This window comes from Halobellus sp. MBLA0158, from assembly GCF_041477585.1.
Classification (GTDB): Archaea; Halobacteriota; Halobacteria; order Halobacteriales; family Haloferacaceae; genus Haloquadratum; species Haloquadratum rubicundus.
The window spans coordinates 675,081-697,259 of record NZ_JBGNYA010000001.1 but is presented as its reverse complement, the minus strand read 5'-3'; the positions used below and the strand labels follow the sequence as shown (position 1 = coordinate 697,259).

Here is a 22,179-nt window from a genome sequence, read left to right as displayed (position 1 = left end):
GGTGCAATTCGCCGCGAGCGACTGATAAAGTTGCTGTTCTCGCCTCGTGCGGCGTTCTACGCGGGATCCCTTGCCCCCCGGGAGCGACGCTGTGAGCCGCGGTTTCCCCGTCAGTCCGAGAGCGCGCGTTCGAGGCTCGTCGCGACCGCTCGGGCCTTCTCCGCGAGCGGCTCGGAGATGGTCCCCGATGCGACCGCGGCGTCGAGTTCGTCGTCGTCGACGCGCTCGACCGTCCCGTCGGGGCGCTTGACCACGTCGACGTGGAGGTCGACGTACCGGACGGCGTCGGGGAAGCACTCGACGGGCGTGCAGACGTTCACGTAGGTCCCCTTCGATTCCCCGTCCTCGCCGCGGTAGACCGTCGGGTACCACCAGCGGCCCTCGCGGAACTTCGTCAGCGCCGTGTCGCCGGGCTCGCGCGAGGTCCCGAGCGCGTCGTAGGTGCCGCTGCTTTCGAGGGTGCGCTCGACCGCGACGGTGCCGTCTCCGTCCCAGTCGGTGACCTCGCCGCGGCCGAGCGAGAACGCCCGGCCGTCGGGCTTGCCGTGGACGATCTCGACGCGGTCGCCCGCGACGGGGCCGAACTGCCGGGCGACGGTCGCGAAGGGGAAATCGGTCCCGTCGTCCGAACCGCCGCCGATCCCGCGCCCGCAGAGCGCCTCCGCGAGGTCGACGCCGGCGCTCGCGGCCTCGCTGCCGGCCTTGGTGCGGTGGTGGCCGGGCATCGTCGTCTCGATCGCGCGGCGGGCGTCGTCGAGCGCGAAGCGGGACTCGCGGCCGAACCAGAGCCAGCGGCCGGCGGCGGGCGCGACGAGGGCGTCCGCCGGCGTCTCGGAGTCCCCCTCGTTGGCGCCACCGAGCACGGCGTCCAGGCGCTCCGCGCGGTCGGCGGCCCGCGAGAGCGACGCGTCGAGCGCGTCCATCTCGGCGCGGGTGGCGGCGTGGGACCACCGCAGGCCCCAGCCGTCGGGGACCGAGGTGTCGAGGAACTCCGTCATCCCCGCCAGTTCGCGCCCGGCCGCGTCGTCGCGCGTGTCGACCGTGATCCCGTCGCCGCCGCGGACGAGCGTCGCGAGCCCCGCCTCGGCGTGGACGTCGGTGCCGAGCGTCGCCCGGCGGTCGGCCCACGGCGGCGCGCTCTCGCGCACCTGCACGCGGATCGAATCGCCCGCGTCGACGTAGTCGTCCGTCTCGCCGTACGGGAGGAATCCCTCGCTCCCGCCGAGGTCACAGACCGCCCCGGAGCCGAGCGTGTCGGCCACCTCGGCATCGAATACCGCGCCGGGCGGCGTCGGATCCGACCAGGCGAAGGCGTCGCGGCCGACCGATTCGAGTTCGGCGGCGACGGTCTCGACCGCGTCGGAGTCGCCCTGGATTCCGACGCCCTGGCGGTCGTCCGTCGTCGCGACCGCGACGTCGTGGGCCTCGTCGCCGAAGTCGGCGTCGAAGCGCTCGCGGATCGGCTCGGACGCCTGGACGACCTCGTGGCCGGCGTCGAGGAGCAGCCGCGTGACGGCGGTGGTGTAGATGCCGCGAACGCGGACGCGCGGCGGGTCGCTCTCGGCGTGTTCGTCCGCCCCGACGTCGCCTTCCGCGTCGCCCCCGGTCACAGCGCGTCCTCGTCGCGGGCGAACCGCACGCGGCCGTCGACCGTGGGTCCGAGGGTGAGTTCGACGACATCCTCCGAGAGGATCCGACCGCCCTCGACCGGCACGCCCCAGGAGTCGAAGCGGAGGTAGCCGCGGAGGTCGCTCCCGTGGGTGAACAGGTCGAGGAAGGAGACGTCGTGTTCGTGGATCTCGTCGGCGCTGTGGGCCTTGTCCATATCCGAGTAGACGACGTCGGTCTCGAAGAACTCGCGGAGTCGGTCGGCGTCGCGGTCGACGGCCTCGCTGACGAGGTCGGAGGCCTCTCGGATCTCCTCGCGTGAGAGGCCGACCTCGCGGAGCGCCGCCTGCGTCCGTTGGTCGAAGTGCATCGTGGCTCCGGCTACGGGCGGGCGACGGTTTAATCCCACTCGTCGCGGTCGCGGGCTCGCCCGCGACGCGCCGGCGTCCGCGCATCCGCCGAAGAGGTTACGTGACGCGCCCCTGAATCCGACCACGATGCAAGACCGACGGGACCCGATCGAAGAGGCGTCGGACGGCTCGCTCGACCTCTACGACGTGGCGACCTGGGAGGTGCGGACCCGGGTCGACTGGGCGGCCGCGGTCATCTGGCGGGTCGCGGCCGGCTCCGCGCGGGTCGCGGTCGTCCTCGTCGCCTTCTTGCTCCTGCTCGGGATCGGTGGCCTCGCCGCCCTGACCGACCCCGAGATCGGCTTTCTCACCGCGCTGTCGGCGGTCCCCGCGATCGGGCTTGCGGCCTACGTCTACTCGACGGACGTCACGTCGAGCGAGCCGCTGTCGCTGCTCGTCGCGACCTTCCTGCTCGGCGTCCTGACGGCGAACTTCGCGGCGGTGCTCAACAGCCTCCTCAGGCCCTACTTCCAGGTGCTCGGCTTCCTCGGGACGGCGCTGTTCTTCTACCTCGTCGTCGGCCCCGTCGAAGAGAGCGTGAAGCTCCTCGCCGTGCGGCTCTACGCGTACACCGACGACCGCTTCGACGCCGTCCTCGACGGCGCCGTCTACGGCGCGATGGCGGGGCTCGGCTTCGCCGTCATCGAGAACGCGCTGTACATCACCCGGCAGATCCCGCCGGGCCGGGAGCTCGACTTCGGCCTCGGCCTGATCGGGATCGGCGGCGGCATCACCGCGGTGCGCGCGCTGGCGGGGCCGGGTCACGTCATCTACTCCGCGATCGCGGGCTACTACCTCGGGCTCGCGAAGTACAACCCCGGAAACCGGGGGCCGATCGTCGTGAAGGGGCTCCTCCTGGCGGCGCTCGTCCACGCCACGTACAACACGACCGTCGGGATCGGGACGGGGATCATCAGCGTCCTGACCGGGCTGTCCGGGCTGGCGCCGTACCTGGTGTTCGTGATCATCTACGACGGGATCTTCGGACTCTTCCTCCTGCGGAAGATCCAGCGGTACCGCGACAAGTACCACGAGGCGCACGCGCCGGCGGCCAACGAGTCCGACTTCGAGTCGGAGCTGACCGAGTTCGAATAACGGATCCTATTCGCCGACCGCGTCGGCGTAGCCCGAGACCATCTGCTCGACGTACTTCGCGACCACGTCGACCTCGACGTGGACGGGGTCGCCGACGGACTTCGTAGAGAGCGTCGTCAGGTCGTAGGTCGTCGGGATAATCGCGACGCCGAAGCGCTCGGGGCCCCGTTCGGCGACGGTGAGGCTGATGCCGTCGAGCGCGACGGAGCCCTTCGCGACGACGTAGCGCGCCACCGACTCGGGGAGGTCGAACTCGAAGACCCAGTCGTCGCCGATCCGCTCGATCCCCGTGATCTCGGTGACGGTGTCGACGTGGCCCTGGACGAGGTGGCCGTCGAAGCGCCCCTCGGCCGGGAGCGCGCGTTCGAGGTTCACCCGATCGCCCGCGTCGGCGTCGCCGAGGTAGGTCTTCTCGACGGTCTCAGCCGCGAGGAACACCTCGAACTGCGGCGTCGGCTCGATGCGGAAGTCCTCGACCGTGAGGCAGACGCCGCTGACGGAAATCGACTGGCCGTGGTGGAGGTCGGCGAAGTCGGGGCCGGACGCGTCGGCTTCGGCGTCCGCGGTCCCGTCGCCATCGCCGTCGCCGTCGCCGACTCGGTCGGGTTCGATGCGCAGGCGGCGACCGCCCTCGTCGTCAGTCGCCTCGACGACGGTGCCCGTCGTCTCGACGATGCCGGTGAACATACTCCCTCGTTCGTCTCAGGTCCGAAAAGCGTCTCGAAAGCGGGTCGGAGCCGAGGATCGGAGCGGGCTTCGGGACGGGAATCGGGAGCGGCTGGCGGGGCGGCGCACCGGTCGGCCGCGACCCGGCAGGTCGCCCGACGGCGAACCGCCGGGTTTCCAAAGGTCTTTGCCGCTCCCGTCGCTAGGACACTTCGATGGACGACGCCGTGCGGGTTCGCGACGCCGCCCGCGAGGCGGTCGAGGACATCGAACCGGACCAGCTCCGGGAGGTGCTGTTCGACCGCCTCGCAGACGCGCCGATGACGCCGGCCGTCTTGGCGCTGGTGAGCGCTCGCGCACCCGAGAGCGGAACGGACACCGACGCCGACGGGCTCGCAGAGCGGGCCGCCGGCGTCCAGTTGATCTACGAGGGACTGCGGCTCACCAGGTCGCTCTCGCACGACGAGCCCTGGACGGGGGGGATCGAGGGGGACATCGACGCCGATCTGGACATCCTCGCGGCCGACGTGCTCGTCTCGCGGGGGTTCTACCTCCTCGCGCGGACCGACGCCGCCGACCGCGCGGTCAAGGTGGTCCGCGCGTTCGGCCGCGATCAGACCCTCCGGCGCGGCGACGGCGCCGACCGCGACGCGCTCGATCGGAACCTCGAAGCCGACGTGTTCGCCCTCGCGGTCGTCGCCGGGATGACCGCCGTCGGCGAGACGCCCTCGCCCGCGCTCTTGGAGTACGCCGCCGAACTGGCCGGGGACTGCGACGCCGGCGACGGGCTCCGCCCGGCCGACGACGCCTTCTCGGAGTCGACCGCCGAGCGCATCGCGTCGCTGTCGGCGGTCGGCGGCGGCTCGAACGACCGCGTCCCCTCCTCGGCGACCGACTCGTGAGGCTCGGGGCGGCGCCGTGCCGCGCTTCGCCGGGATCAAAATCACCGCCACGAATCGAAACCCCTAAAGACGAATCCGCGCTACGAGAGAACGCGCCTGGGTAGCTTAGCGGTAAAGCGCGTCCTTGGTAAGGACGAGAGCGCGGGTTCAAATCCCGCCTCAGGCTTCCTTCCTGTTGTTTTCGGGTGTTTCAAGGGTTCTCTGTCGTTCAAGTATGAGTCCGACGCAAGAACGAGTACCTGGTCGAAAATGTGGTACCCCGTCGCTGTCACGCGATTGCAGAGAAGTATCGGTCATATTTGACAAACAATTTAAATCTTGGCTGCGATCTAGTCTAGTTTCTATTGTAGGAGAGTGCCGACTATGACGTACAGTTCTGAGAACAAGGTTGATGGAATCGTGCTCGTCACTGACGACGCCCGCGAATATCTAAATCCGAAACAGGAGGTTACCTACCGTGAGCATCGCCGTGAACTCGTAGAATGGATGCTTGCTCTTGGTAAAAATCCGGAGAAGGCTCAGGGTTACAGCCATAGCACCGCCAAAAACCGGATGAACAGATTGGACATTTTCTACCGGTTCATCTGGGACAGAAAAGGTCGATACGTACAGGATCTGACCACGGATCACGCTGATCAATGGATGCAGCACCTCGCGCGGCAAGATATGAAAGAAAGTACGAAATGCCATTACCAGAAAGCCGCGAAAACCCTGTTCAAATGGAAACGAAACGCACGCAACAAAGACACTGAATGGGAACCCCAGATCGAATACAGCGACCCAAGTACAACCTACACCCCTCGCGACTACCTCACACGCGAAGACAGGAAGAAGCTGCGCGAAGCCGCAATGAGCTACGGAAGTGTACCCCACTACAACAGTGTAACCCCTGAAGAACGCGAACGGTGGAAAACCTACCTCTCCCAACGCCTCCAAAAACCGAAAGACGAGGTCACAATGAAGGACTGGAACCGTGCAAACAGCTTCAAATACACCTCGATGATCCACGTCGCACTCGACGCAGGACTACGCCCCATCGAAATCAAACGAAGCAATATCCACTGGGTCGACACCGAAAACAGCGTACTAAGAATACCACGCGAAGAATCCTCAAAAAACCGAGAAAACTGGATAGTCGCACTCAAAGAAGAAACCAGCTCCATCCTCAAACGCTGGCTCGACGAACGAGAAACACGAGAAAAGTACGACGGCAGAGACGCACTCTGGCTCACAATGTACGGCAACCGCTACGACAAAGACTCGTTTAGGGACGTCTTCCGCAAAATCGCCAAAGAAGCCAACCTCAACCTCGAAAAACGCGACCTAACACCCTACAGCATCAGACACAGCACTGCAACCTACATCGCCGAAGAAGAAGGACTCGCAGTAGCAGCACAACAATGTAGGCACAAATCAAAACGAACAACAGAGAAGTACGAACATAGCAGCACCTCTCGGCAAAGCGACGCAGTCAACAACATCGAGTAAAAAAAAAACAACCTCTCCCTCTCCTCTCTTCCATTCTTCCTTTCTCTGCTGTAAAATCAAGAGACAACGGTTAGTCGTTCGCGTTTTCAAACCCGTTTCAAACCATTCAGTCAAAGCCGGCGAGTTTCTCTCTAACCTGATTCAAGGCTAACTATTTGACCTGCAGGGGTAGGGTTGTGACCTGTTTCTGAAGCTGGTTTTCAAACCCAAACCAGTCAAAATGTAAGATAGTTATTTAAAAGTTGTTGACTAATTGTAATATAAGGTGGTTTGTTTTTGCCGAGCACAGACAACACAAATGACGGACTGGAAAAGTTCCAAAACCTGTACAAAAACGCTCTTACGAAGGTTTGCGGTCACACCGTAGAATACCGTGGTTACACGTTGGAGAAGGTGGACTGGAGCCATCCGGAGCACGACGAATACAACGTTAGAAACAGGGAGGGCACAGTGGTAGAGAGCTACACTATCACAGCCTTCGACTCACCTAAAGACCTGAAACAGAAACTGGACAAGCTGATCAACCGAAACCCTTCAACAATCAAAGAAGCCCTCGGAGGTGGCAACACGTGAGGCAGGAACTCGGCAACCTCACAGTCAAAGCCGAGATACAAGACCAAGAACCCGACGCCGTAAAGTCACTTCACGACGTCACCAACAGGTACGAATCCCTGAAAAATGAGCAAAAGGAGCACCTATACGCTGTTTTCCTCACCAACAGCAACCGGTTCATCGGAGACAAAATAATCGGGTTAGGCAGCCGCGACAACGTCCAAATAGACATACAAGACGTGGTCAGAACCGCTGCACTCACTAACGCCGGCGCAGTCATCCTCGTACACAACCACCCCTCAGGAACGGCTGAAGCCACAGCAAAAGACATCGAAGTCACCAGGGAAGCCAGGGAAGTACTGGAGAAAATCAACGTCGAACTACTCGACCACGTCATCATCTCCAGAGAAAGCCACTACAGTATGAGGCAGGCAAACGATGGACCATTCTAAACACCTCTTCCCCCCTTTCTCTAGATCTGCGGCCTGTCAGGTTCTCTAATAAAAATCAATCCCTCAACAATTTCTATAGAAGCAAGATGAACACAAACGAGGTACTGGAAAAATACGGGCTTACCCGAGAAACAGCAGCTCAATACGTAGACGCAATCACCCGCTCCAACCAGACACAGACCGCAGAAGAACTCGACGTCAGCCGCGACACCATCAACCGATACAAAAACGCCTTCTCAAAAATGAGCGCGCAGGAAAGATTGCTTCTCATCTCCACACTAACCCAAAACCAACTCCTCGACCACATCACAGAACAATAATTTGGCATTCGCGGCGACATTCCACTCTTTTACCAGCAGTCGGGAACAAAGATCTCGGACAACTCGACTCCATAATATCAGTATAACGCCGTTATACTCCTTTGGGTCAGATCTTCAGTCTGTTTCTATGTCGTTGAGCCGGTTTTCTACCTCTTTCAGGTCTTCTGGGCTGTAAGCGTAGTCTCTGTGCCTTACTGCGAAGACGATGGGCTCGGAGTCTTGATAGTCGAAATAGATTCGATGATTGAGACCGTTATTGGTTAGTTTCAAGCGGTGGAATTCAACGCCAAAATCGGGTTTGTGGATATAGCTGATATTGTCTCGGTCTCTATCTGTGCTTAGTCTGTCCCTGATTTCCTGTGCGATTTTCTTCCGGTCGAATTTGACTTGGTTATCGAGATCATCCTCAGCTTCGCTGGTTAGTTTCACTTGGAAATCACTCGTACTTCTCGATAACTTCGTCTATGTCCACGGTTTCCACATCGCCCTGTTTGACTTTGAGTGCTCGCAGAAGCAGTTCTGGGTCGAGTTCGTTGTCTTCTCGCAGTTTTTCGCGGAGGGCCTGCCGGATGTATTCGGAAGCGTTCTTGAAGTTCTTCCTCTCAGCGGTCTCTTCAATATCCTGTTTCAAGCCGTCTGGTACGTCTACGCTTAGTCTTGCCACAAAAACCAATCACCTCTAGATATGATTAATATATGTAGAAAATATTAAATATTTGGTGTTGGTGGATGGCTGAAGAAGCGGAGCCAGATACGTTCAATTATAGTTCTCCTCGATTCTTGCAGCTGTGCGATAGATGTCGAAGAGAAGGGTTGAGGCTTGTTTGAAGTTGGCTGCTGAGTATTTGATTTGGCCGTGAGCGACCTGGTTTCTAATGTTTTGACCTGCTGTATCGGTATACCGGTATTGCAGGTATTTTCCGAAGTTGGTGCTGATATCTTCCTCGATTAGTTTGAAGAGGCCGCCCAGCCCCTTTTGTCGGTAGAGTTGGCCCTGGTTTTTGGTTACTGCTTTTCCCATTTCTTCGTAGACGTTGGCTGTTACGCTTTCCAGCCTGGGAACTGCTAAGTGTACAGCTTCGGCGTAGCGTTCTTCGAACAGGTTGATGATTGTGTCTGTGAGAAATGCTTCGTCCTGAATTGCGATTCCGGGGAGAAGTGTTAGGACCATATAGAAGTCTGACTCGGACAACAATTTTTGATCGATCAACCGACGTAGGGCAACGGCCAAAGTATGGTTAGAAGCCCGTAATCCGGCTATGTAACCGGTCGGTGCACGTTCTCCGTCCTGATTCATACCAGGTTCAAAACCGATAGAATCGCCCTCAGATGAGATAACGTTTTTCGGAAGCATATTGGCGGCAGGTGCTTCATCGATGTTTTCCAAGGCTTCCTCGAAGTTGCCTTGTCCGATAGGTTGGTAGAGAAGGTTGACTAAGGCTTCCCAAGATGAAGTCTTGCTTTGAACCTGTTTGAAGTGGTCGACAATACGGGTAATATCTTCGCTCAAATCAACTTCGTGTTCCGTAGCTGGCATCTCCTCTCTGGCCTGTTTGTTGAGCTCGCGGATTCGAAGCCGCCACTCATTCTCCTTCTCATCCGGGAGAAAAGACTGGCATCTCGAAACACCTCTCTCCAAGATATCCGCTTTCAACATACTGTTTGCAGAGCTCTTCTGCTCTAACTCGTCTTCATACGACTCGACCAAACGAGACTCTTCTTCCGAAACATTCTCCCCCAAGTGGTTCTTTATGGTGATATAGTAGTCGAGATAGTCGCGTTCGGCCATATACTGCCTATTCTCTCGCAGCTGCTGGGCTCGATCTTCGACGAGGCGAGATAACTTGCTGATGTTGTCTTCCTCCATTTCGTCCAAGTGCTCCAGCATTTTCTCAACGTGATCTCCTAACTGGCCCAGATCAACCTCAGACCCTCCATAAAAATGGTCATAGAAAAAATTCAGAACTTCATCGAATTGTTCAGTAGCGTCGAAGCCTCCGAGCCCTTCACGATACTCTATCGACTTCAACAAGGCATAGCTGGCGACACTGTACCACTCCTCTTCCAACGCTAATTCATAGAGATCATCCAACGCCTCCAAAGCAGCTCTAACTCCCGACTCGAACTCTTCGTGATCGGACCCTTCCCATACCCTGATTGAGTCGATCAACCGGTAAACCGGATGATCTGGATCCAGAGAACCCAACTCTTCCTCGATAAGGCCTGAATGATTTCTATCTGACTCAATCGCCCTTAGCGCCCGGCGAATATCTCCCTTCAAATGATAGTCCTCTTCAGGACTGATACGTGCCTGCTCTAGCTTATCAGAGATCATATACTCGCCTTTAGTTGGTTTAGATTATTATATCTCCAAGTGGGCTGGAGAGCTTTCGCTCCGTACGGGGAGTACATATTGAATTGATCCAGCTATACATCGAACAAACCTTAATTTCAATTGGAGAATGTAGCACAGCTATAAGAATACGTTGCAAGCGAAATGTAGTGTACCTCCCCTGAACTATATTATCCTGTAGTATAGACGACAAACCAAGAGCTGGGAGATGTTATTCTTAATCGAGCAGTACAAGCTCGTTTCCCTAACATCTCTCGGCTTTCTGGCGCATCTCAGTAGCTGGTTCAACACCTGCAAAGAAGGTATAAGTTTAAGACTATTATCGACAGGTCTGTTCGATTCCCAAGGACCTCATACTCATACAGATCTATGACGAATAAAAAGAAGCGACAACGCGGTAGTCGGACTCACGGCGGTGGCTCACATAAAAATCGGAGAGGAGCTGGCCATCGTGGAGGTCGAGGAAATGCGGGAAGAGATAAGCACGAACATCATAATCATCCGCCACTGGGTAAAGAGGGCTTTAACTCTGTTAATTCCCGGAAAACAAAGACTGTCTCGATCAAAGAGATCGATGAGGATATCTATGAGATCGAGATCGGACTTAAAGATGTTGAGGAAGTGGATGGAATCACTATTATCGAGGACTCTAAACCCATAGCTGATGGCGGCGCCGTTCTGGAGAAAGGTAGTTCTGACTCTCAACTAGAGTCTGCTCCTGGTGCAGAGGAGGATAATATGAGATACAAAGTGGACTTGCCAGAATACGTCGAGGGGTATGATGAGGTTGACCAAGTGAAGCTCCTTGACAGCGGAAAAATAATGAATTCGTTTAGCGCGGAGCTAGATGATTGTTCAAGATCCGCTAAGCGGACAATAACCGGCGCAGGAGGTTTTGTCTATTATAATCTGGATAGTGAAGGATTTTCGAAGGCTACCCGGCCTGCAAGCGTCATCAGCAAGTGGCATTTTAAAAATTCTGGCAATAAAAATGAAGACAAGGTGGATGATCTGAATAAATATTTGGAGAAAGTGGAATCAGGGGAGACATTAGAATTTCACGAGTTTGATGATTTGGTTGAGGCTGGTCAAGCAGCAGATCCTGAACTGGCCTATGAAGTGATGCGAGGACACGCTGAAAACTTGGATGATTTAGACGGGATTGACGTTATCAATATAATGAGATCTCGGGAATTTGCTGATAAATATCACTTTGATCCATCCGTGTTTGAGCAGTTAATAGGCTCGTATTTAGGTGATTTGGATCCTTCCGATGAACAGTTGGAATTGTTGCGAATCGGTATGTCTGAAAATTACTCAGTCGAAGATGTCCTTGCGGGCTTGGACAGGATTCACGACCGCTTTCATATTGCTCAGTACGATGACCGCTCTGAATTAAGAGAACAACGGATTGCTGAAGAGGAAAGAATGTATCTGCTAACTGTTGATGGGCTAGTTGACTGGGTTTAAGTTTTCAATCCGGCTTCCTGTCTAAAAACATCTATAGGAGAGTCAGGCTTCTCATCAGACCCATTCTTTAATATCAATAAACCGACAATAGACCGTGCGAGATTTCTTTTAAGCTCAGTCATTTCAAAATCGTAGTTATGATTCAAAAGCTCCTCAATTTCACCAACTTTATTTCTTTTTGAATCTTCCACCCTATGGATGAATGATATTGCTTGAGGTACGTATTCTCCGCTTGGATCTGGATTAATTCCTTGCTTTCCTGCTAATTCTTCGAGTTTGGATTCTCTCTCGTCGGCGATGTATGCACAGCTTTCCAGTAAGGACTCTTCCAACTGTGGACCCAGAGCTTTTAGTTGATCCTCAATTTCCTTGGTTGTCTCTGGGTATTCTTCTGCCCAAACCATATTGTCTCCAGACTTACTCCTTCGTTATAAACATACTGAAAAATAATATTATTGTAGAGCATATTATTAGTGCTAGTGTGATAGAATTAAAAATTAGTGGTTGAATTCCGAATGAAGCGAACACATAGGTTGTTGAGCCAAAAAAAGACGTCAAAGAACCTCTCAGACACCAAGTTGACGCTCGCTGGTATTCCCTCTTTCTCGGGATACTTCTCGCTGTTTGAATATTGTCATCGAATCTGCGATACATATAGAAAATCACAGAAGTATACGTGGCAAATCCTACTAACCCTGAAACTGAATAACTAGTATCCAAAACACTCACTAAGTTAAAAAGCCAAGAGGGATGAGTGCTCGGAAGCAATTTCGCTTAGAATATTGCTCTAATCTCACATATTATTTGTGTGAGGATTGGTGACCTGAATTCAAATTCGTCTCTCACTGTGTTATCCGCTTCTGGACTTGTTTTCGGAATATTTCGAATGATATTTCAAGATCGTTGACTCGTTGTTCGAGCTGCTGGGTTTTCTCTACGAGTTCTTTTCGGGTGAGGTCTTGGTATTGTTCTAGATTTTCCTGGTCTGATTCTTGAAGCAGTGTTCGGCCTTTTTTGGTGAGTTCGGCTTGTTTGGGATGTTGGAAGACCCGTTTTTGTCCGTTGATTGTGCGTTCGATGTAGCCGTCGGGTTTGGTGACGTGGATGAGGCCGTGTTCTTCGAGTTTTTCGAAGGCGTAGTTGACCTGGTGGTTTTCCAAGAGCGTGCTTTCCGTGAGTTTCTGGACGTCGTCATTCCCCTCCCGGATTTGCTGAAGGATGAGACGGTCTTCTTCGCGTAACGCTATGTCTTCACTCATTGTTTATTCAGTGAGGACGCATTTTTGGTTGAGTGCGGTGCAGTGTCCGTCTTCTTCGCGGTAGAGGCAGAAGTTTTCTAGATCTTCGCGGTCGTTGTGGTCGAGTTCGGGGCATTCGGGTTCCACCGGGCTGTTGTGGATTTCTAACTGGTCTTCGTGGATTTCGATGATGCGGTATTCGCTGTTTTGCAGTTCGTCTATCTGTGTGAATTCTTCTCCATCCTGGTTTGTGTAGTAGCTGTAGCTTCCGTCTGCGTCTTGGTCTTCGTGGTCGTTGCCGCGGCGGTTGACCGGTTCTTCGACGATGTTCTGGAGTTTGACCGCGTTTCCTTGTTCGACGACGAAAATGGTTTCTCGGCCTTGTTGTGCGGCGCGGAGGTAGTTGGTGAGGACTTTCGCGGGTTTGCTCAGCGTTGAGTGTTCGGCTTCGAGGTGGGCGACTGTGTCGTCGGGGAGAATGACTTTACCATCCGGTTTGTCTTCACCCGCGCCTTGGTGCAGTAGCTGGACCTGAATCCCGTCCCGCTTTTGCTCAAGCTGTTTTTTGGCTTGGGCGAGGAGTTCTCTGTGTTTTTCTTTGCCGGCGTTGTTTCCTTTTCCGAGTGACTGTTTCAACCGGGTTTCCTGTTCTGGGTTTTCGGAGGCGACGGAACACCTGTCTTCGAGATCGTCGATGTTGTCGCGGTCGCCGGTCCAGGGTGGGTAGGTATCGATTTTGACGGCAGGTTTCTGCGTTTTTCTACTCGGTGTTTGGAGGATGGCTCGGTATCGGCCGAGTTGGTTGATTTCGTTTTTACTGATTTGGTTGAGTGTGGAGATGAGCCGGTTTTTGTTTTCGCTGTCGCTGGGTTGGAATAGGATTTTGCTGCGGCAGTTGTTGAGAACGGCTTCTTGCATTGTTTTGGAGTCGAGGTTGGAGATGTATTGTGTGGCGAGCCAGAGTCCGAGCCGGTATTCTCGTGCTTCTGCGAGCATTTGTGCGAGTGCGGAGCCCTCGCTGCCGAAGTTTTGGAGTTCGTCGACGTACAGGTAGAACGGTTCCCTGTTCTCTGGGGTTTGGGTGATTCGGCTTTGTGCTGCTGCCCAGACTTGGGTGATGATTATGCTGCCGACGAGGGTGGAGACTGTTTCCCCGATCTCACCCTTTTGGATGTCGACTAAGATTATTTTGCCTTGGTTGACCGCTTTTCGGAAGTTGATGTCGCTGTGTTGTGAGGAGATGATTTTTCGGATGGTTGGCCGCATCACGAAGTCGTTTAGTCGTCGTTGTAGCGGCCCCATTTCATAGCTGGACAGGTCTTCTTTGACTTGGACCAGTTGTCTCCGGATTACCGGGTCCTCGGTTTGATCGATCAGGTCTGAGAGTTCTTCGTCTTGGGTTACGCAGTGGAAGACGTCGAGCAGTGACTTGTTTTGGCCGTGGTAGATGTTCTGGTTGAGGTGTGCGCGGAGCAGAGTTTCGAGTACACGGCCGAATTGGTCACCCCAGTTCTCACTTTGTCTTTTGAAGAGGTCGATGAGGTCGGAGACGATAATCTCTTTCTGGTTCTCTTTCTGCTGCCTGGTCATTTCCTCCGTTGTGTGGGGCTGGAGGACGTTGATCGAGGGTAACGGTGATTCTCCTGGGTTAATGTAGAGTACGTCGTCTAGCCGGTCTTCAGGTAGTTTGCTGAGTATTTGTTTTTCAGCGCCGCCTTTCGGGATGAGGAAGCAGAATCCCCGATTCTTGTAGCTGTCTTGGAGTGCGGCGTGGATCATCACCTGCGTCTTGCCATACCCGGTAGGGCCGGTAGTCAAGACGTGTAAGCGGCGTTGATCGTCGGGGATACCCACATCTTCTTCGACGCCGAGTTTGCTGGTGCGGGTGCCGATGAACGTGGTTGTGAATGCGTCGCTGTTCTCGATCAGGTTTTGGGCTTCTTCGGGTGTCATCGGTTGTACTGGATGTTTTCTTGTTGTTTGTCTGGGAGTGAGAGCAGTGCTGCGAGTTCTTTCGCACTGGTTTGGAAGCTACGTGTCCAACCGGAGAAACGGCGTTGTCCGACGGCTTCTGCGAACCGGAGAAAGGGTTTTCGCTGGAGCCGGGTTACGGTGACTGCGTCAAGGTATTGCCCGGTTTCCGGGTTTTCGAACGTGTTGTAGGCTCCGGCCAGTTCTTTGACTCGGCTAGGTGTGTAGTCGGCGGCGTTGATTACGAGGAACCGGATACTGGTCCGGTACCGGGGCTCGCCGGCTTTGTCATCGATCTCCTGTGCCTGTCTTCGTTCTCTCCGGGTGGGCTGTACCGTTCTCCACAAGCTGTCTTTCTCTTTTTTCAGGTAGTTGCGGTGGTGGTACGCCCGTTTTCTCCACAGCCACTGTTTCAGTGAGTGGCCGGCTACGGGCTTGAACAGGATCTGGATCAGGTACCGTGTGCTCTGGGTAGCGTGTCGGTGCAGAGCTGAAACTACAGCGTTGTTAGGCGGTGAGTCGAACTCGTACCGGAGCGGATGATAACTGCTGTATCCGGTAGTAAGGAATCCGCCGCCAACAGTACCGCCTTCTCCGACTGGTAGTTCTGTGGTACCCTCTTGGAATCCGACTTTGGGTATCTGGTTGGAGAGGTGGAGCCGGATTTTCCGCTCCAGTCTTTTGGTAGGTGCGTGGTATTGGAACCGGAGTTGGTTGGGTTGTGGTCGCAGTATTTCGAAGATTGTGGTGGGTGACGTGTTTTTGAGTCCGAGATAACTGGTTTGGAATTCGGTGATTGCGTCGGTGAACTCTGTGAGTGTCTCGGGAATGTTGGAGGTGGATGGGTCTGCGGGTTTGACTTCTACCGTGTAGTGGTTTGTAGAGGGCTGTGAGAGAGTTTCTGCTTCGTCCTCAGTAAGGACGATGTGGTTGTTGAGGAGGCGGTGCTTGATCGAGTTCATCGACTCCTGCCTCCGTTTCCTGCGGTGATTGTGGCGTGTTCTTTTGAGGTGGCTTGGATTTCGATTTGTGTGTCGAGTTTTCCGGTGATTTTGACTAGTGCTTCGCTGTACTCGGCGTCGGTACCGGTTTTGAGTTCGTGGAGCCGTTGCTTTTCGCGTTGGCTCAGGTCGAAGTAGTTACTGACTGAGTCGGGGACGCGGTCGTGCCGCATAAAGATTTTCGCGGGTATATTGTCGAGGATTTCGCGGCCTTTCCGGTGGTGGGTGAAGTGGGAGGCGTTCTGCGTTACCAAAGTGATGGCAGTGTTCGTATCTCGTGCCTCCAGAACGAACTGGTTCAGTACGTTTCGGCCTTCGTCATCGTTTAGGAGGATGCGGGCTTCGTCGATTAAGACGAGTGTCTTACGCCGGTTTTGGCTTGTAGATCGGTAGATTTCTCGGACGGCGTCGACTAGCAGCTTCTTGTTTTCTTCTTGGCCGCGGTCTTCGACAGTGTAGTTGACGACGGAGTGGTCGCTGGGATTGATCTCCTGGCTTTGTTTGAGGACTTGGGTTTCGCCGTTGAGGAGTCGAGTTATGCTTCTGTACTCTTTTTTCGGGTCTACGATGATGATCTGCGTATCTTGGTAGGCGAGCCAGGTGCGGAGGAGTTCGATTTTGGAGGCGTAGCTTTTGCCGGAGCCGACCATTCCCATCCGCGCCGTTGAATGACTGCTCCATTGGAATCGGTCGAGCAGGACGGGTGACTGACTGTTTTTGTCGACGCCATAGATCACTCCGTGGTCTTGGTCTGTGTTTTGGGTGGCGAAGGGGAAGCCAGCGGCGGCACTACTGGTCGGTACCAGCCAGGTCTCGTCTAACTGGTCGGAGTACAGCAGGTTGTGGGTGTGGTATGCTTGGTCGGTTCGGAGAACCGGCTGCTGATACCGGATCTGTAAGGTTTCCAATCGGTTGATGACTTGTTCGAGTGTCTGGCGTGCTTTCTCCTGTTCGTCGTGGTGTGCGGTGATGTAGGCGGCGTAGTCGACGGGCTGTGCTTCTCTGTCTGCGAGCAGGTCGAGGAACCATTCCGTGTCTTCGAGCAGTGATTCGAGTTTGTTAGTGCCTGTATGGCCCTGTCTCAACAGAGAGTCGATCTCGGCGTGTAGCTTCTCCGAGATCCGTTGGAGCTTTTTTGAGGTCTTGGCGGGGCTTCGCGGGTGGATGACCTGTGTTATGTCGACTTGTCCGTCGACTTGGAGCAGTTGATGCGGCCAAGCCAGTTCAGTCTGGGAAGGCAGTTCAGAGACTATAACCGGATGCTGATGGGTTCCGCCTCGTTCGGCGGGGGTCGTGGATTTGGTAGGCGTCGGTTGGAACGGTTCGAGCCGTTCCTCCCTTGCCAGTTCTTCGAGTTCTCTTCCGGTGACGTGTTCGGGTGAGAGGTCGGCTGTGTTGACGGCGTCGATGACTTCGTTGATTCGGTTGTTGAGTTCTTCTGCCAGGTTTTCGACGTCGACTTCCGATTCTGTCTCTATCGGTAGCCATTCGGGTAGGCGTTGCTGAAGCCATTGGACGCTGTTTTGATGGGTTTTGACCGTGATGATGTGGGTTGTTGCTGTGAGTTCATTTTCGCTGAATTGGTCGATGTACCGCAGGTAATCGTTTCTCAGGGTGGAGTCATCGGCGTTGTCCAGAATCTTTCGGCGGTACTGGCTGAGGTCGACCTGTTTTTGCCTAGAATGGATGGTGACTGGGTAGGAGACGGTGTTGAGCAGGTTTTCGTAGACGTTGTGGAGGGCTTTCTGCTCGGCCGTGGTTTTCATCTCCAGGTTGGTCGGCTCGACCTCGACGTACCCGACTACGGTTTCCTCGCCGACTACGATGCATTCTTGTTCGATGTTGATCTCCGGCTGTTCTGACTCGGTTTGCTGTCTGTACAGCCAGCGGAGGAAGTGGTACAGGTGATTGTCTAACGGCTTTCCGTAGGGCCGGAAACCGTACCAAACAGTGCTGACACCGGCTCCGAGTAGGAGGAGTACGGCCGTGGAGAGGTTGAGTGGGGAGCCAGAAACTTGGATCCATATCAGGATGAGCGGAGTACTGATTCTGATGAGGTCGCGGGGCGTGAATCGTCCGAAGAAACGGGTAGGGATGTTGAGGTCGCCAGGGATCCGGATGCTGGGTCCAGACATTTTTCAGTCATCCTCCTGGAAGCTTCGGTTTCGACGACGCCACATATTCTGGTCTCGGTACCGATGTACCGGATTCACTTTTTTGCCGGTTTGACTGTTCCTGAACCGCTTTTTCAACTCTGAACCAAGCTCGTTGGCTTTCCCGACTGTGGATTGTGAGGCTTTCCAGAGTTGTCGTGGGATCAGTAGTAGGAGTACCAGGCTGCCGATGCCCAGTATCCAGTTTGACACGCTCTGTATTCCAGTGGCTCCGTTTCCTTGGAGGAGCGCCATCGAGAATTTGATTGCTAGCAGGTCGAGTGGTGCGATGAGGAGTGCGGCGATCCAACCAGAGATGAACGTGTCCGCGTACTTCTTGGTCGACGGCAGGCTCCACATCAACGCGATTAACGGGCTGATTGCGGCGACGAACAGGATGTAGACATCTCTGATCACGAATAACGCCGCCAACACCAACAACAGCGTAGCCTTCACCACCCAGACCAAGACCAACCCGATACTGAATCCGAACAACTGGGAGAACGACATCGAGAGCTGTTCGGGTGCGAAAGCCAGAATCAACGCATCCGTGAGATCGACCGCTAGTTGAAGCAGCGGCAGAGAAACGGTCGAGAAAATCAGTGCTAACAGCAGCCGCGGCAGTATGGATCGGACTTGGCTGTAAGAGACGCCAACCACCGGACCAACCATATACAGGATTCCCGCCACGGCAAAACCCGCGGTAGATAGCAAGGTGGTTACGAGCAGGACTTCGCGGTGAACTTCTTCGACTGCTGGATTCGGATCGACGGAAGGAGTGTTCAGGAACAGGTAGGTCAATGACTCCAGGGTTTGCTGTCCAAGTGTTCGGAACGGCCGGAACAGGACCGCGGTCAACACCTCCTGTAACGTGTTGTCCCAGTCGCCGGCGAAGTCCTGAAAGTCGTCGGCCAAATCCTCAATCGCGTCGACAATATCGCCGACGTCTATCTCGATGATCGTATTACCGCCATCATCACTCTCATCCTCTTGACCACTATCTTGGGCAGCGACCGGCACCGCCAGTAACGACGTCGCGAGCAGGGCAGCGAGCGCGACACGCACGTACAAAGAATTACTTCGTTTCATTGTTGTTCAGGTGCAGAAGCCGCTCCCGGTTTGACTAACGAAGAACCGGACAATCATCGACGAACTCAACAACAATACGGTGCCGAACAAGACGTTCCGCGCTACCAACTTGCCGCGTCGACTATTGTCTTCACCCGGAATCATCAGCAGGATTCCGGCGGTGATGAATCCGAGAGTGGCGAGCACGATCCCGCCCAGAAACGTCAGTTCGACGATGCTGTGAAGCAGGTTGAACAACGGCATCAAGGATTCTGGTGGGCTACACGGGACCGAGTCGTGGACGGCAGCAGCCGGCGTCGACGCTACCACTGTTATCAGGGCAGTGATGGCGATGGTCCGGGCTGCGTGCCTTGTTCTGTTTTCTGGCATCACAGCCAGTGCTTTGAGAGGTGAATATGTGGTTTGAGACGATATCGTGGGGGATCTTGGAAGATTGAGGATTCTGTAATCTATCCTCTGATGCTACTGAGGGCTGGTGCTAAACTCGGTGGATATGGTAGTTGAACGATATCTCGACCAGAGCAAAAGCATAAAAAATTTGTTGAATATGGGTGGTAAATATGGAGTTTGACGATGATTCCTTTGATACGGAATATTTCGAGAATTTTCTAAACCAAATCAGTTCTCACGAAGAGTGGAAATGGCATCCCAGTACCTGGCTTACTCTTGATGAGACTGTTACGACTGCTTCGGAAGGTGGAACTGCTGAAATAGAACTCGTACACCCCGACACAGATACGGTTCTGTACGGGCAAGTACCGTCAGAAGGCCACGAACACATATTAACAGGGCAGACACGTCAAGCACTTCTATCAGACCCACATCCGAACCAATTACCTGGACCTGATTCTTTCGAGCACCAACTTGCCGACGCGTACCAGTCAATTGCAGAAGATCACAAAACAGATTATTTGGCAACTGCTGAAAGCTCTGAAGATCTCACGTTTGACTTATTACAGGTCCAGATACCGATGGATTACGATCCTGCAATGGTTCAAGCTACGATGGATGAGTTAGGTGCCGCTGCTGAAGAAGCATACCGGCTAAATCAAGATATAAGGGAACCAGTCCAGCGATACTTAGAGTAAAGCAATTTCCTGTTTTTCCCGTTTATTTTTTCAGTTGAGCCCTACTTGCCTCTGGTTGTACACAGAGATGACGGACCGTTCTTGGACTGTTGCTGGTATTTCTAAGATCAAGGGTGAGGAGAGTCGGTATGTCCGTATTCCTGACCGTTTGTTCCGTGAGGAAAGCATCGTGAAGCCTGGGTTTCCGGTGCTATGGCATTATGAGAAGACGGTCGGGGTTTTGATTATCTCCCGAAATGAGTTGAAAGAGGAGAACTACGAGTATAGCGGTGAGTCTCGAAAGTTTAGAGAGGGTGATAGTGAGTATACTGTTGGTATTCCGAAGGCATTCTTTTCGGATTTTAAGGGCCGTGGTGAGCCCAAAATCGATCCGCGTGCAGCGGACAAGATCAACCTGCAGAAAGATGGCTGGCTGCACTTCGTGTTCCACGAAGATATGACCGAGACTGATCCAAAGACGTGTTACGTGTTAACAGAAGACCAGTTTGATAAGCGGTTTTCAGACTCGGATCAGCTGCAGGAGATTGAGGACGTCCCCCGGTTCTACTGAATGACGAAGTGGCTGCATCTGCGGAGAACTGAGGCAAAGACTGGATTAACACCGTTTGAGATCAGAAAGAGGCTTCCTGAAGACGTAGTTGAAACACAATCTGGCGGCTTTCGGTGCAGCCGATCAATTTTCAGAGGTTTATTCGGTACCCGTTTTGAGTGGAGGCTGGTTGCTCGGGAATCTAGTTACTGTTTGATAGAGGATGTCTACGTTTCTTCTCGACTCTTTTTGATTACTGCGTTGGTGCTGATTGGAATGCTGATTTCAACGGTTATCACCCCGATATTCTCTGGTTTTAGGTTTTTGTTGATGATGGGGGTAACCAATCTCTTTACTTTCACATTCGCGTTATTGATCTGGGTTCAGATCGGGGTTGATAGTCCTTTACAGGACGTTATGCGGAAAGGACGGAATCGGGATCAGTATATGCCGATTGCTTCTTTCGTTGCTGGAGTACTGGTATTAGTTGTTCTCTTAACTCGTGGTTCTCCATTCCTGCAGATACTGGCAGTGTTCGGAGCCGTACTTCTCTCAGTGGTTTACTGGCGATATAATGAATGGGTGGCTCGGTGGTCGTTTTGGTGGCAGAAAGGTTTGTTACAGACTGTTGGCCGTCTTCCCGGAGTTTTTGGAAACTATCTTATCGGCCTATTACTGATGACCGGTTTGGTTGCACTATTTTTGATCTTGATGCAGTATCCGAGCTTCTCCGGCTTGCTTAGGTATTCGCCGTTCCTTTTCGCATCCATTTCCACAGCTCTGTTTTTATTTATAGCTGCGTACTGCATTAGAACGTTCAGAGAAGCACAGCAGATTGAGGCAGTCCAGTTCGATCAACACGGATTAGACGAGTTCTCTCGTACCGAAAGTTTGGTTCTGGCTTTGACTGCAGTACTCGTCTCGATGGGTTTTGCTGTTTTATCGGTATATGCCCTGGTAGGAGGACTGGCCTTCGTAAGTAAAACCGGACCTGTAACTGCGTATTTCGTCTTGTTTGCGGCCTTACTGCCATTCTTCTACGTTCTTGGAGGAGTGGCTTATCAGCTAGCGACCTTCATCTACGGGAATGCCACCTTGTTCTTGAACTCAGAGAACCGTGATCTTGAACTGAGTTCGGAGTATCCGGTCCGGGTTTTGGATTCTGAGATCTGTATGGCAGGTGCTGTCTCACTGTTTTTTCGAGAGTTCATCGTGGTATCTGAGGGATTACTTGACGAGCTTGAAGAGGAAGAGTTGGAGGCGGTTGTTGCTCACGAACAAGCTCATCTTGAGTACGGTGATACCCGTATAGCGGTCTTAGTGGGAGCCTTGAGCCCCTTTGTTTTCACTGGTCGAAACGTCTTGTTCAGTGTGTTAGGATTCAGGGAACGGGAGCACCGTGCTGACGAATACGCTGCTAACAAGGTGGGTCAGGAGTCACTGGCGGATGCTTTAGATCGGCTTCAAAGCATCCGGTACGAATCGGTACATAATGTTGTACCTGAGTTCTCCCCGACGATCAACAATTTTCGCTCAGAGAGGGTCCGTAATCTCTGGGATCGTATCTACGGATTTTACTACGGAAATTTCGCGTTATCAGATGCACATCCCAGTATCGAGCAGCGAAAAACTTTGCTTCAAAGTGATTCGGACAGCAACTGAAACACGGCCTCTACTGGTTATACTATACAGTTTGTTTTAATTCCTTCATCTAGCCGAAAGGTGATTCACTAATTCAATCTGAACGCTACAGTTTCGATGATTTAGACGAATTATACGAAACCGCGGAACAGT

General features: G+C 54.2%; 23 protein-coding genes and 1 tRNA gene. 11 read left to right on the top strand and 13 right to left on the bottom strand.

Annotated elements, in window-relative coordinates:
• Positions 1–110: 110 nt before the first annotated feature.
• Together OS889_RS03545 and OS889_RS03540 are read right to left on the bottom strand one after the other, a co-directional pair.
• A complete protein-coding gene (locus tag OS889_RS03545) occupies positions 111–1,529 on the bottom strand; it encodes a ribonuclease FAU-1 family protein (protein WP_372391530.1) in 1,419 nt (472 codons plus the stop codon).
• A 77-nt stretch (positions 1,530–1,606) separates the two neighbouring features.
• Positions 1,607–1,978, bottom strand: a complete 372-nt coding sequence (locus OS889_RS03540; protein WP_372387343.1) for a DUF7532 family protein — start codon at positions 1,976–1,978, stop codon at positions 1,607–1,609.
• Between the two features lie 127 nt (positions 1,979–2,105).
• Here OS889_RS03540 and OS889_RS03535 point away from each other — a divergent pair, with 127 nt between their 5' ends.
• On the top strand, positions 2,106–3,113 hold the full coding sequence (locus OS889_RS03535; protein WP_372387341.1) for a PrsW family intramembrane metalloprotease: 1,008 nt from the start codon (positions 2,106–2,108) through the stop codon (positions 3,111–3,113).
• Between the two features lie 6 nt (positions 3,114–3,119).
• On the opposite strand, the gene OS889_RS03530 is transcribed toward OS889_RS03535, so the two are convergent.
• On the bottom strand, positions 3,120–3,800 hold the full coding sequence (locus OS889_RS03530) for a riboflavin synthase (RefSeq protein ID WP_372387339.1): 681 nt from the start codon (positions 3,798–3,800) through the stop codon (positions 3,120–3,122).
• A 194-nt stretch (positions 3,801–3,994) separates the two neighbouring features.
• Between OS889_RS03530 and OS889_RS03525 the strand changes: the two genes are divergently transcribed.
• The 6 genes from OS889_RS03525 to OS889_RS03500 all read left to right on the top strand — a co-directional run bounded on the left by OS889_RS03525 (position 3,995) and on the right by OS889_RS03500 (position 7,493).
• Positions 3,995–4,681 (top strand): DUF7114 family protein, encoded by a 687-nt coding sequence (locus OS889_RS03525; RefSeq protein ID WP_372387337.1) that lies wholly within the window; start codon positions 3,995–3,997, stop codon positions 4,679–4,681.
• 94 nt (positions 4,682–4,775) lie between these two features.
• A tRNA-Thr gene (locus OS889_RS03520) sits at positions 4,776–4,847 on the top strand.
• 197 nt (positions 4,848–5,044) lie between these two features.
• The gene (locus tag OS889_RS03515) at positions 5,045–6,169 is read left to right on the top strand and encodes a tyrosine-type recombinase/integrase (protein WP_372387335.1); all 1,125 of its coding nucleotides are present in this window, start codon (positions 5,045–5,047) and stop codon (positions 6,167–6,169) included.
• A 276-nt stretch (positions 6,170–6,445) separates the two neighbouring features.
• The gene (locus OS889_RS03510; protein WP_372387333.1) at positions 6,446–6,742 is read left to right on the top strand and encodes a hypothetical protein; all 297 of its coding nucleotides are present in this window, start codon (positions 6,446–6,448) and stop codon (positions 6,740–6,742) included.
• Complete coding sequence (locus OS889_RS03505) at positions 6,739–7,173, top strand: JAB domain-containing protein (RefSeq protein WP_372387331.1); 435 nt, start codon at positions 6,739–6,741, stop codon at positions 7,171–7,173. The genes OS889_RS03510 and OS889_RS03505 overlap by 4 nt, the downstream gene beginning before the upstream one ends.
• An 86-nt stretch (positions 7,174–7,259) precedes the next feature.
• Positions 7,260–7,493: a hypothetical protein gene (locus OS889_RS03500; protein WP_372387329.1), complete on the top strand. Its 234-nt coding sequence runs from the start codon at positions 7,260–7,262 to the stop codon at positions 7,491–7,493.
• A 114-nt stretch (positions 7,494–7,607) separates the two neighbouring features.
• Here OS889_RS03500 and OS889_RS03495 read toward each other — a convergent pair whose 3' ends face one another.
• The 3 genes from OS889_RS03495 to OS889_RS03485 form a co-directional block, all read right to left on the bottom strand.
• Positions 7,608–7,922 carry a hypothetical protein gene (locus OS889_RS03495; protein WP_372387327.1) on the bottom strand — a complete coding sequence of 105 codons (315 nt, stop codon included), beginning with the start codon at positions 7,920–7,922 and terminating at the stop codon, positions 7,608–7,610.
• 7 nt (positions 7,923–7,929) lie between these two features.
• The gene (locus tag OS889_RS03490) at positions 7,930–8,157 is read right to left on the bottom strand and encodes a ribbon-helix-helix domain-containing protein (RefSeq protein WP_372387325.1); all 228 of its coding nucleotides are present in this window, start codon (positions 8,155–8,157) and stop codon (positions 7,930–7,932) included.
• 93 nt (positions 8,158–8,250) lie between these two features.
• Positions 8,251–9,828 carry a hypothetical protein gene (locus tag OS889_RS03485; RefSeq protein ID WP_372387323.1) on the bottom strand — a complete coding sequence of 526 codons (1,578 nt, stop codon included), beginning with the start codon at positions 9,826–9,828 and terminating at the stop codon, positions 8,251–8,253.
• A 387-nt stretch (positions 9,829–10,215) separates the two neighbouring features.
• On the opposite strand from OS889_RS03485, the gene OS889_RS03480 reads away from it, so the two are divergent.
• Positions 10,216–11,316: an uL15 family ribosomal protein gene (locus tag OS889_RS03480; RefSeq protein WP_372387321.1), complete on the top strand. Its 1,101-nt coding sequence runs from the start codon at positions 10,216–10,218 to the stop codon at positions 11,314–11,316.
• Here OS889_RS03480 and OS889_RS03475 read toward each other — a convergent pair.
• The 7 genes from OS889_RS03475 to OS889_RS03445 all read right to left on the bottom strand — a co-directional run bounded on the left by OS889_RS03475 (position 11,313) and on the right by OS889_RS03445 (position 19,137).
• Entirely contained in the window at positions 11,313–11,720 is a 408-nt protein-coding gene (locus OS889_RS03475; protein WP_372387319.1) for a hypothetical protein, read from the bottom strand. The two genes, OS889_RS03480 and OS889_RS03475, sit on opposite strands and share 4 nt — an antisense overlap.
• Before the next feature lie 438 nt (positions 11,721–12,158).
• Positions 12,159–12,575 (bottom strand): hypothetical protein, encoded by a 417-nt coding sequence (locus OS889_RS03470; protein WP_372387317.1) that lies wholly within the window; start codon positions 12,573–12,575, stop codon positions 12,159–12,161.
• Between the two features lie 3 nt (positions 12,576–12,578).
• Complete coding sequence (locus tag OS889_RS03465; protein ID WP_372387315.1) at positions 12,579–14,507, bottom strand: type IV secretory system conjugative DNA transfer family protein; 1,929 nt, start codon at positions 14,505–14,507, stop codon at positions 12,579–12,581.
• Positions 14,504–15,487 (bottom strand): DUF8128 domain-containing protein, encoded by a 984-nt coding sequence (locus OS889_RS03460; protein WP_372387313.1) that lies wholly within the window; start codon positions 15,485–15,487, stop codon positions 14,504–14,506. The genes OS889_RS03465 and OS889_RS03460 overlap by 4 nt, the downstream gene beginning before the upstream one ends.
• Complete coding sequence (locus OS889_RS03455; RefSeq protein ID WP_372387311.1) at positions 15,484–17,661, bottom strand: VirB4 family type IV secretion system protein; 2,178 nt, start codon at positions 17,659–17,661, stop codon at positions 15,484–15,486. Before OS889_RS03455 ends, OS889_RS03460 begins: the two co-directional genes overlap by 4 nt.
• 3 nt (positions 17,662–17,664) lie before the next feature.
• Entirely contained in the window at positions 17,665–18,768 is a 1,104-nt protein-coding gene (locus tag OS889_RS03450; RefSeq protein ID WP_372387309.1) for a TrbL/VirB6 family protein, read from the bottom strand.
• A 6-nt stretch (positions 18,769–18,774) separates the two neighbouring features.
• Entirely contained in the window at positions 18,775–19,137 is a 363-nt protein-coding gene (locus OS889_RS03445) for a TrbC/VirB2 family protein (RefSeq protein ID WP_372387307.1), read from the bottom strand.
• Positions 19,138–19,328: 191 nt separating this feature from the next.
• Between OS889_RS03445 and OS889_RS03440 the strand changes: the two genes are divergently transcribed.
• Genes OS889_RS03440 through OS889_RS03430 form a run of 3 tightly spaced genes read left to right on the top strand, consistent with a single transcriptional unit; the run spans position 19,329 to position 22,047 of the window.
• A complete protein-coding gene (locus OS889_RS03440) occupies positions 19,329–19,856 on the top strand; it encodes a hypothetical protein (protein ID WP_372387305.1) in 528 nt (175 codons plus the stop codon).
• A 55-nt stretch (positions 19,857–19,911) separates the two neighbouring features.
• Positions 19,912–20,406 (top strand): hypothetical protein, encoded by a 495-nt coding sequence (locus OS889_RS03435; RefSeq protein WP_372387303.1) that lies wholly within the window; start codon positions 19,912–19,914, stop codon positions 20,404–20,406.
• Positions 20,407–22,047, top strand: coding sequence for a M48 family metalloprotease (locus OS889_RS03430; protein WP_372387301.1), 1,641 nt, complete (start codon positions 20,407–20,409; stop codon positions 22,045–22,047).
• The last annotated feature ends 132 nt before the right edge of the window (positions 22,048–22,179 follow it).